This is a genomic window from Microbacterium sp. (assembly GCF_039812165.1).
Taxonomy (GTDB): domain Bacteria; phylum Actinomycetota; class Actinomycetes; order Actinomycetales; family Microbacteriaceae; genus Microbacterium.
The window spans coordinates 1-10,144 of record NZ_JBDIAB010000106.1 but is presented as its reverse complement, the minus strand read 5'-3'; the positions used below and the strand labels follow the sequence as shown (position 1 = coordinate 10,144).

General features: G+C 70.1%; 8 protein-coding genes. 2 read left to right on the top strand and 6 right to left on the bottom strand.

Translation table 11 applies throughout. The features are described 5' to 3' along the window. From WML84_RS09400 to WML84_RS09385, 4 genes are all read right to left on the bottom strand, one after another. Nucleotides 1-502 (bottom strand): rhamnan synthesis F family protein (locus WML84_RS09400; RefSeq protein WP_347345885.1); only part of this gene is annotated, 502 nt, incomplete at its 3' end. Then, nucleotides 499-1,368: a glucose-1-phosphate thymidylyltransferase RfbA gene (gene rfbA, locus WML84_RS09395; protein WP_347345884.1), complete on the bottom strand. Its 870-nt coding sequence runs from the start codon at nucleotides 1,366-1,368 to the stop codon at nucleotides 499-501. The genes rfbA and WML84_RS09400, both read right to left, overlap by 4 nt. Nucleotides 1,369-1,428: 60 nt before the next feature. Then, nucleotides 1,429-2,388: a metallophosphoesterase gene (locus WML84_RS09390; protein WP_347345883.1), complete on the bottom strand. Its 960-nt coding sequence runs from the start codon at nucleotides 2,386-2,388 to the stop codon at nucleotides 1,429-1,431. Further along, nucleotides 2,385-4,796 carry a CotH kinase family protein gene (locus WML84_RS09385; RefSeq protein WP_347345882.1) on the bottom strand — a complete coding sequence of 804 codons (2,412 nt, stop codon included), beginning with the start codon at nucleotides 4,794-4,796 and terminating at the stop codon, nucleotides 2,385-2,387. The genes WML84_RS09390 and WML84_RS09385 overlap by 4 nt, the downstream gene beginning before the upstream one ends. 124 nt (nucleotides 4,797-4,920) lie before the next feature. On the opposite strand from WML84_RS09385, the gene rfbB reads away from it, so the two are divergent. Together rfbB and rfbD are read left to right on the top strand one after the other, a co-directional pair. Next, nucleotides 4,921-5,919 (top strand): dTDP-glucose 4,6-dehydratase, encoded by a 999-nt coding sequence (gene rfbB / locus WML84_RS09380; RefSeq protein WP_347345881.1) that lies wholly within the window; start codon nucleotides 4,921-4,923, stop codon nucleotides 5,917-5,919. A 17-nt stretch (nucleotides 5,920-5,936) separates the two neighbouring features. Further along, nucleotides 5,937-7,346 carry a dTDP-4-dehydrorhamnose reductase gene (rfbD, locus tag WML84_RS09375; protein ID WP_347345880.1) on the top strand — a complete coding sequence of 470 codons (1,410 nt, stop codon included), beginning with the start codon at nucleotides 5,937-5,939 and terminating at the stop codon, nucleotides 7,344-7,346. Nucleotides 7,347-7,429: 83 nt separating this feature from the next. Here rfbD and WML84_RS09370 read toward each other — a convergent pair whose 3' ends face one another. Both WML84_RS09370 and WML84_RS09365 read right to left on the bottom strand, forming a co-directional pair. After that, on the bottom strand, nucleotides 7,430-9,586 hold the full coding sequence (locus tag WML84_RS09370; RefSeq protein WP_347345879.1) for a hypothetical protein: 2,157 nt from the start codon (nucleotides 9,584-9,586) through the stop codon (nucleotides 7,430-7,432). Between the two features lie 138 nt (nucleotides 9,587-9,724). Continuing rightward, nucleotides 9,725-10,144: glycosyltransferase (locus tag WML84_RS09365; protein WP_347345878.1), on the bottom strand; the 420-nt coding region annotated here is incomplete at its 5' end.

The window sequence follows — 10,144 nt, the reverse complement described above, 5'->3', positions numbered from 1 at the left end:
CGCTCTCGATGAGCGACCGGCGTGCCACGGTCCAGATCCAGGGCCGATGACGAATAGGGAACCCTTCCAATCCGTAGTCGTTGGGGTGTCGGTCGTCGTTGCGGATCAGCTCCCAGAAATCGACCTCCGCACGCATCATCCGCTCGAAGACCTCGTCCATCGAGGTCAACGGACCGAACCAGCCGTTGCCGCTGAACACGATCTCATCGAACTGGGCGAGATCGTCGGCCGCCTCGGTCAGTGCGAGACGGTACGCATCCGACGTCACGCGGTCGTCCTGACGTACGAGCACATGATCCGCGAGCGTTCCGAGGCGCTCTCGCTGGGCGGAGGAGACCCGACGATCGACGATCACCACAAGAGACGTCGCCAAGGGCTTCAACGACGTGAGTGCGTAGAGACACGCATCGTCGAGCTCACCGAAGTCGTCATCCACGGCGAACAGGAGAAGTCGTCTCACCGCTGGGTCGCGGGCGAGCTCGTGAGCGTTGACATCGTTCATCGGTCTTTGGCGAGCGCCTTGAGCAGATACGCGCCGTAGCCGCTCTTGACGAGCGGCTCGGCGAGCGCGCGCAGCTCGTCGTCGGAGAGGAAGCCCATGCGCCACGCGACCTCCTCGGGGCAGCCGATCGACAGCCCCTGACGCTTCTCGACGGTGCGGATGAAGTCGGTCGCCTCGCTGAGGGAGTCGAACGTGCCGGTGTCGAGCCACGCGGTGCCGCGCGGGAGGAGCTCGACCTGCAGGCGTCCGCGCTCGAGGTACACGCGGTTGACGTCGGTGATCTCCAGCTCGCCGCGCGGCGAGGGTTCTAGGCCCTTCGCGATCTCGACGACGTCGTTGTCGTAGAAGTACAGGCCGGGGACGGCGTAGTTGCTCTTGGGGACCGCGGGCTTCTCCTCGAGCGAGACCACGCGGCCGTCGGCGTCGAACTCGACGACGCCGTACGCGGTCGGGTCGTCGACCCAGTAGCCGAAGATCACGCCGCCGTCGAGGTCGGCGTACTGGCGCAGGCGCGTGCCCATGCCCTGCCCGTAGAAGATGTTGTCGCCGAGCACGAGCGCCGCAGAGTCGGAGCCGACGTGCTCCTCGCCGAGGATGAACGCCTGCGCGAGGCCGTCGGGCGAGGGCTGGGTCTTGTACGTGATCGAGACGCCGAAGCGGGACCCGTCGCCGAGCAGCCGCCGGAACTGGTCGGCGTCCTGCGGCGTCGTGATGACGAGGATGTCGCGGATGCCCGCGAGGATCAGCGTCGACAACGGGTAGTAGATCATCGGCTTGTCGTACACCGGGACGAGCTGCTTGGAGACGCCCAGGGTGATCGGGTGCAGACGTGAGCCGGTCCCCCCGGCGAGGATGATGCCGCGCATGGTCTCAGTCTCGCGGATCCGCACCGCGCGGCCAAACGGATCGTCTCCGTGTCGCGGGGCTCATCTGGTCAGCGTGAAGGCGTCGACGACGACGTCGGCGCCGTCGCGCGGATGACGGTACTCGACCCGCAGCGTGTCCGGCGAGGCAGCCAGGAGCACCGCGCCCGCGCCCGCGACGCACGTGCGGCTCCCCTCGGCGCGCGCGTCGGGGGCGGGGCACGCCCGCTCCGTCCCGCTCGCCCCGACCCCGGCCGTGAGGTAGTGCAGGCCGTCGACGATCACGTCCTCGTAGACGTGCTGGTGACCGGAGACGACGAGGTCGGCGCCCCAGCCGCGGTAGTCCCAGCCGGCGGACGGCTGCATCGGCGGCCACGGGCCATGACCCCCGGAGCTGAACGGCGGACGGTGGAAGACCACGACGCGCCACGCCGCGTCGGTGGGCGAGGCGGCCGCCGTCGCGAGGGCCGATCTCAGCCACTCCTGCTGCGTGCGGGCGTCGTCGCCGGCGACCTCGCTGTCGAGCAGGAAGAAGTGGATGCCGCCGATCCGGCGCTCGTACCAGCGCCGCTGCGGGTCGTCCGCGGCGCTCAGGTACGGGAAGGCGCGCACGTACTGCTCGAGGCCGGCGCCCTCGTTGTCGTAGTCGTGGTTGCCGAGCACCGGGAAGAACTGCGGCCCGTCGGGCCTGTCGAGCCATCGCCCGTAGTAGGGCAGCACCGACTCGGTGTAGGGCGCGCATCCCTCGGTGGTCTGCGTGTTGTCGCCCGCGGTGACGATCGCCTGCGGCTGCCAGCGGTCCACCATGTCGGCGACCGCCTGCTCGCCCTCGTCGCAGTTGCCGAAGTCGGTGATGAGCGCGACGGAGGTGTCGCGCAGCGGCTCCAGCGGCGGCGGCCCGGAGAAGGTGCCGGTGGGGAGCGGATGCTCCGTCGGGGCGGGCGCGTCCCCGCCGGTGCAGGCGGCGAGCGCCACGGCCAGGAGGACGGTCGCCGCGACGACCCGCGCCGCGCGGAGGGTCATCCGGACACCTGCCTCGGCTCGAGCACGATGCGGACCGCCTCGATGCGCTTGGACTGGCCGACCGTGCCGGCCACCTCGCCGTCGGACACGAGCGGCTGCCAGCCGACGTCCTGCACGTGCGCCTGATACGAGATGCGGTAGTGCTCGGCGAGCTCGCCGGTGAGCGCGATCGTGAAGGCCTCGAGCCGAAGGCCCTGCCCGGACGTGCCGATCGCCTGCGCGGAGTCGACGCATGGCTGCCAGCCGATGCCCTCCACGTGGCCGCAGTAGAGGACGTCCCCGGTCAGCCCGGGGCTCGACACCGCGAGCCTCAGCGTCTCGAGCCGGAGCGACCGCCCCGTCGTCCCGGCCGTCTCGCCGTCGTGCACGGTCGGCATCCAGCCGACGTTCTGCACGTGCGCGCTGTACGACGCCTGGCCCGCGCCGACAGGCGGCGGAGGCTCCGTGGGCTCGGGCGGCTGCGTCGGCTCGGGCGACGCGGTCGGATCGGGCGTGGGAGTCGGATCCGGGGTGGCGGTGGGCTCCACGGTCGGCGTCGGATCCGGCGTGGCCGTCGGGTCCGGCGTGGCCGTCGGGTCCGGCGTGGGAGTGGGCTCGGGTGCAGCCGTCGGCTCGGGACCGGGCTCGGCGGGCGATGTCCGGAGCAGGCGCATCTGCACCGCCTCGACGCGGAGCGCGAGGCCGGTGGTCCCGACCGTCGCGCCGTCGAACGCCCAGTCCTGCCAGCCGATGTTCTGCACGTGCGCGCGGTACGCGAGCCGGTAGTGCGCCGCCAAGTCGCCGGTCAGGCGCAGCTGGAACGCCTCGAGCCGCAGGCCGAGGCCGGTGGTGCCCACCGACTCCGCCGAGGCCCAGTCCGACCAGCCCCTGTTCTGCACGTGCGCCCTCGCCTCGATCCCGCCGCTCCCGACGGCGTCCACGGCCGACACCGAGAAGGCCTCGAGCCGGCGCGCGAGCCCGGTCGTCCCCATGAACTGTCCGGTGCTCACCGCGGGCAGCCATCCGAACGCCTCGACGTGGGCCCGTCCGCTCAGGACCGGCACGTCGCCGTACGCGTCGTGCAGGAAGGCCGCTCGACGCGAGACCCAGTCACGGAGGTAGGACACCTCCGTGGCGTATGTCGAGGCGTAGTCCTTGCCATAGCCGGCCAGGAGCATGGTCGGCATACCGAGCGTCTTCCACGTGGAGAAGTTGCGCTCGGCGGACGCCGCCAGTTCCGCCTCGTGGGCGTTGACGCCGGCCGAGAGCCCCCGGACCGCCTCTCCGATGCCCTGTGCCCACAACTCGTTGGCGCGCTGTACGAACTCGGGAATCCGGAACAGATCGCCGTACCAGCCGTTGCCTCCCCCGAGCAGCATCCGCGCGTTCTTGACGTATTCGGCGTTCGGGAACGCACCGAGCGCCTCGCTCTTGTCGTAGTTGCCGAGGCTCGTGTCGAAGTCCCACACCGGCCCTGCGTGCAGCACGTCGGACGGTCCGTCCTTGTAGAAGTAGATGCTCGACGCGACGATCTCCGGGTTCTGTGTGACCTCGTAGACGAAGTAGTAGCGGACGAAGGAGTCGACGTCGATGAGCGCACCGATCCGCTCCCAGTCCGGCGCGGGCGCGGCCAGCAGCGCGTCGAGCTCGTTCAGCGTCGCCCGCACGTCGTCCCAGCCGGCCTGCGTGGCGGCCGGCAGCGCGGGAAGCGCGCCGTCGGACAGGCGGTCCGGGATGTCGGACTTCGCGTCCTTGAGCGTGAACAGGCTCCTGCTGGTGCCGGTGTAGAAGAAGAAGTCCTCCGCGGCGCCGTAGCTGTTGTCGAGCTCGACGAGCACTCCTCTCGAGTCGTTCAGGACCACCCGGTTCTTCTTGACCTCGGTCTTCTCAGCGACCAGATAGGTCCCCTGGTATACGCCGTCGATCCGCACCTCGGCGAAGCGCGATTCAGGGGCATAGGGCATCCCGATCGCGCCGGCGAGGTCGTAGGCGATGCGGTTGCGCATGAGCGACGCATCGGCGGCGTTCGCGAGCAGGACCCAGGTCTTTTGCGGTGCCATGCCGAGAAGGGCTTGGTCAGACGAGAACTTGATCTGATAAGGCCGCTTCGGCAAGGTCCACGTGTGATTCCCGCGCCCCTTGATCTCTCCCACCGTCGCAGCCACCGAGTGCACTCCGGCAGGGTCTTCGACCGATATCGTTGCACCGACCTTGTTCTTCCCCCGGCCGTGCAGGTAGCCGATCGAGTTGTGCGACGGATCCGGGTCGGTGAGGGCGATGTCGATGACCGGGAGCTCGACCCCGGTCTGCTCGGCCGATGCCATCGGTGCTGTCCCGCCGGCGACGAGCCCGGCGACGAGCGCCGCGATCGCGAGCACGGACAGGAGTCCCCGACGCCGCACGGGCGCCGCGGTGCTGCGCACTGACATCAGGTGCTCCTCGGATCGACTATCGTGTGACGTCCAGGCTCGTGCATGCCGCACCCCGCATGCAACCGCGGAGGGGGGATCCCGCGCCATCGGTCTCCCAGGATCGGCTCGATATCCTGGCTTGATGCGCAGACTTCTCGTGACCGGGGGCGCCGGCTTCATCGGCTCCAACTTCGTGCACCACGTCATCGACCACACCGACGACCACGTGACCGTGCTCGACAAGCTCACCTACGCGGGCAACCGCGCGTCGCTCGCGGGGCTGCCCGACGACCGCTTCGCGTTCGTGCAGGGCGACATCGCCGACGCGGCGCTCGTCGACGAGCTGTTCCGCGAGGCGGATGCCGTCGTGCACTACGCCGCCGAGTCGCACAACGACAACAGCCTGAACGACCCGCGTCCGTTCCTCGACACCAACATCGTCGGCACGTACACGCTCCTGGAGGCGGCGCGCCGCCACGACACCCGGCTGCACCACATCTCCACCGACGAGGTCTACGGCGACCTCGAGCTCGACGACCCGGAGCGGTTCACCGAGTCGACGCCCTACAACCCGTCGAGCCCGTACTCGTCGACGAAGGCGGGCAGCGACCTGCTCGTGCGCGCGTGGGTGCGCTCCTTCGGCGTGCGGGCGACGATCTCGAACTGCTCGAACAACTACGGGCCGTACCAGCACGTGGAGAAGTTCATCCCCCGCCAGATCACGAACGTGCTGCGCGGCATCCGTCCCAAGCTCTACGGCAAGGGCGAGAACGTGCGCGACTGGATCCACGCCGACGACCACTCCTCGGCCGTTCTGACGATCCTCGACAAGGGCGAGCTGGGCGAGACCTACCTCATCGGCGCCGACGGCGAGAAGAACAACAAGGACGTCGTCGAGCTGATCCTGCAGATCATGGGGCGGCCCGCCGACGCCTACGACCACGTCACCGACCGCGCCGGCCACGACCTGCGCTACGCCATCGACTCGACGAAGCTGCGCACCGAGCTCGGCTGGCTGCCGCGCTTCCAGGACTTCGAGGCCGGGCTCGCGGCCACGATCGACTGGTACCGCGCGAACGAGGCGTGGTGGGCGCCGGCGAAGGACGCCACCGAGGCCTTCTACGCCTCCAAGGGCCAGTGAGCGGAGGGATCGGCGACATGACGACGTTCGGCAAGCCGCTGCAGGCGGTCGAGACCGGCATCCCGGGCCTGGTCCTGTGGGAGCTGCCCGTGCACGGCGACAACCGCGGCTGGTTCAAGGAGAACTGGCAGCACGAGAAGATGGTCGCGGCGGGGCTGCCCGACTTCGGCCCGGTGCAGAACAACATCTCGTTCAACGACGCGGTCGGCACGACGCGCGGCATCCACGCCGAGCCGTGGGACAAGTGGGTCTCGGTCGCCGCCGGCCGCATCTTCGGCGCGTGGGTCGACCTTCGCGAGGGCCCCACGTTCGGCGCGGTGTTCACGGCCGAGATCGACCCGTCGCGCGCGATCTTCGTGCCCCGCGGCGTCGGCAACTCGTACCAGACGCTCGAGGCCGACACCGCATACTCGTACCTCGTCAACGACCACTGGTCGCCCGCGGCGTCGTACACGTTCCTGAACCTCGCCGACGAGACCGCCGCGATCGCCTGGCCGATCCCGCTGGCCGACGTCGAGATCTCTGCGAAGGACCTCGCCCACCCGCGTCTGGCCGACGTGACGCCGATGGCCCCCCGGAAGACCCTGGTCGTCGGCGCGAACGGCCAGCTCGGCCGGGCCCTGCGCGCCGAGCTCGGCGACGCCGCGCACGTCGAGTACGCGACGCGCGACGAGCTCGATCTCACCTCCCCGGCACTCGCGACCGCGCGTCGCTGGCGCGACTACGGCACGATCGTCAACGCCGCGGCCTACACCGCCGTCGACCTCGCCGAGACGCCGGCGGGCAGGACGGATGCGTGGGCCGCCAACGTCACCGCGGTGGCCGCCCTGGCCCGCGTCGCGACCGCGCACGGCATCACCATCGTGCACGTCTCGAGCGACTACGTGTTCGACGGCACCGCCGACCGGCCCTACACCGAGGACGACCCGGTGTCGCCGCTCGGCGTGTACGGCCAGACGAAGGCGGCCGGCGACGCGATCGTCGCGACCGTCCCCCGCCACTACGTCGTGCGCACGTCGTGGGTCATCGGCGAGGGCAAGAACTTCGTCCGCACGATGGCCTCGCTCGCCGAGCGCGGCATCGACCCGAAGGTCGTCGACGACCAGGTCGGGCGGCTGACTTTCACCGACGACCTCGCCCGCGGCATCCGTCACCTGGTCGAGACCGGAGCCCCCTACGGCGTCTACGACCTGACCGGCTCGGGCGAGCCGGCCTCGTGGGCCGACGTCGCCCGTGCGGTGTTCTCGCTCACCGGCCACGACCCGGCGCGCATCACGGGCGTCTCGACCGAGGAGTACTTCGCCACGGCATCCGGCCCCGTCGCGCCGCGCCCGCGCAACAGCGTCCTCGACCTCACCCGCATCGACGCCACCGGCTTCCGTCCGACCGACGTCGACACGGCCCTCGCCGCCTACCTGCGCGCCTGACGGCCCACGCACCCGCGCAGACGAAGCGCCCCCGCACCGGAATCAGATCGGTGCGGGGGCGCTTCGTCATCGCCGGTCGGCCGTTACGGAACCGTCACGTCACGACAGCCGAGGAAGGTGTGGCCGCCGGCGCCGTCGTTGATCGCGTACACGCACACGCTGTGTGCACCAGGCGACATCGGCACGAACGGTCCGAACCCATGTGCCGCGCCCATGCCCGGATAGGCCGCCGCGACGTCCACCCGCACCGCATCCGCAGGATGAGCCACGCCCGAACCGTCGACGTAGACGTGCACCGGGATCGAAGCCGTCGTGTCTGGATCGATCGCCCAGCCCACGACCGTGGCGCCACCGGCGACGGGTGTGACCGTCTCGAGGTTGCCGAACGGTGCGCGGCCACCATCCACGGGCGCTGCGGCCACCGACACGCTCCGGCAACCGAGGAAGGTGTGGCCACCTGCACCCGTGTTGATCGCATAGGCGCACACATCCGACCGTCCCGACGGCAACTGCAGCTGCTCCGAGAAGCCGTGCGCGACGCCGTACATCGGATAGACGGCTCCGACATCGTCGCGGGACTTGTCCGCGACGTACGCCGCGCCGACACCGCCGACGTACAGGTGCACCGGGATGGGCTCGGTCGTGTCAGGATCGATGGCCCATCCCGAGACCGCCGCCGTCGAGCCGTTCACGATGGCGGCATCGAAGTTTCCGAACGGCGGTCGTCCGAGGTCTGCCGACCCGGGGACGGTTACCGTCGAGCATCCGAGTGTCGTCGTGTAACCCGGACCGACGTTGATCGCGTACGCGCACACCCTGTGCGGTCCCGGTGTCGTCGGCACGGTCGTCGCGAAGCCGTGCTGCGTGCCGTACGCGGGGTAGTACGGCGCGAGGTCCGGCCGGTGTCCATTGGCGTCGATCGCGAGGCCGGTGTCGTCGACGTAGATGTGCACCGAGGTGGGTGTGGTCGTGTCGGGATCGATCGCCCACCCGGCAACGGAGACGCCGCCCCGTGCGGCGGTCACCGAGTCGAGCGCGCCGTTCGGCGAGCCGCTCATGGCGTCGACGGAGCGACAGGCCATCAGGACGTTCGCGCCGGGTCCCGTGTTGATGGCGTAGACGCAGATGTTGACCGTCCCCGCGCCGTTGGCCTTGAGTACCGTGTGGAACCCGTGCGCCGACCCGAGTTGAGGATAGGCCGCGCCGACATCGGGACGAGCAATGTCGGCCGCGACAGCGACGCCGGCAGCGCCAACGTAGACGTGCACGGAGATCGGTGCGGCGGTGTCAGGATCGACCGCCCAACCGCCCACGAAGAACTCGCCCGGCCGCGCCTGGACGATCTCCACGTTTCCGAAGGGGCTGCCAGGGACTGCGGCAGGGGCGCCGCCCTGCGTCGAGCCGAACCAGTCGGTGAAGTACTGGAAGAAGTTGCGGTTGCCGTACGCGCCGCAGCTGTCGCCGAGGCCGTATCCGGCGGCCAGGGCCGAGCGGTTGGGCTGGTACGGCGTGTAGTAGTACAGCGCGGCGGTGGCCTTGTTCGCGATGTAGACCGGCGACGACCCGCACGCGGCGTTGGGGTTGTACTGGATGTTCCACGTGCGCCCCGGCGCGTACCACGTGAAGAAGTTGCTGGTCCCCGGCGGGTTGGCGTAGCGCTTGAGCTGCCAGGCCGCGCCGTGCACCTGGTTGAAGAAGCCGTAGTACTCGGCGTCGCAGGGCGCCGTGTCGGGGCATCCCTGCCCCATCGCCGCGCGGTACTGGCCCGTCGTCGGCCACGTGTCGGTGACGAGCCCCTGCTCCTTCTGCAGCATGACGATGAGCACCTGCGGGTTGATGCCGCACGCCTGCGACACCTTGTAGATGATGCGCGCCGCCGACTCGACCCCGCCGCCCGGATAGGCGTTGCACATGGGGTCGGCGCCGATCCAGCGCGTCGCGTCGGTCTTGTCCTTCAGGCACGTGTAGCCCGACCGGCAGCTCGACACCTTGGAGTCGAGGAACGCCTGGATCTGGCCCTCGGTCATCGTGGCCGGGTTGTAGAAGACGGCGTCGGAGACGATGTTCCCCGGCTGGAACTGACTGAGGTCGGCGGCCTTCACGCGCTGCGCGTCGACGGGGGCGGCGGCGCTCGCGGCCGGCACCGCGACGAACGAGGCGAGCAGGACCAGCACGGCGGTGAAGACATGCGTCACGACGTTGCGGCGCGCCCGAACACGGTGCTCTCGTGTGGGGTTCATCCGACCAGTGTTGCGGAAGATGCGCAAATACACCAATGTTGCGGAAGTTATCGATGCGACACGCCGATGAGAGCATTCTCATCTTGCGCACGCGAACGACACGCGGGCACGCTCGCCCGCGTCGCGATCAGGAGTCGCTCAGAGCTCGGCGTGCAGGTGCCAGACCTGCTCTGCCGCGCTGTCCCACGAGAAGGCACGACCGCGGTCGGCGGCGAGCACCGAGAGACGCGCGGGGTCGACCGACAGGGCGCGGGTGAGGCCGTCGGCGAGGCCCTCGGCGTCGGGTGCGACGAGCACGCCGCCGTCCAGGAGCACCTCTCGGTGCACGTCGGAGTCGGCGGCCACGACCGGCACCCCCAGCGCGAGCGCGTCGAGGATGCGCCACGGATAGTCGGTGCGTGTCGAGGGCGCCAGCAGGGCGGCGGCGCCCGCGATCACCGCGGCGCGATCGGCGCCGGCCAGCGCGCCGCGCACCTGCAGGCGGGTGTCCGGGACGCCGGCGGCCGCAGCACTCTCGCGGAGCGCCGCCTCGGCGCCCTCCGGCGCGTCGACGACCAC

Coding starts and splice junctions, on each gene's coding strand:
- rfbA (WP_347345884.1), bottom strand. CDS start 1,368: ATGCGCGGCATCATCCTCGCCGGGGGGACCGGCTCACGTCTGCACCCG.
- WML84_RS09390 (WP_347345883.1), bottom strand. CDS start 2,388: ATGACCCTCCGCGCGGCGCGGGTCGTCGCGGCGACCGTCCTCCTGGCC.
- WML84_RS09385 (WP_347345882.1), bottom strand. CDS start 4,796: ATGTCAGTGCGCAGCACCGCGGCGCCCGTGCGGCGTCGGGGACTCCTG.
- rfbB (WP_347345881.1), top strand. CDS start 4,921: ATGCGCAGACTTCTCGTGACCGGGGGCGCCGGCTTCATCGGCTCCAAC.
- rfbD (WP_347345880.1), top strand. CDS start 5,937: ATGACGACGTTCGGCAAGCCGCTGCAGGCGGTCGAGACCGGCATCCCG.
- WML84_RS09370 (WP_347345879.1), bottom strand. CDS start 9,586: ATGAACCCCACACGAGAGCACCGTGTTCGGGCGCGCCGCAACGTCGTG.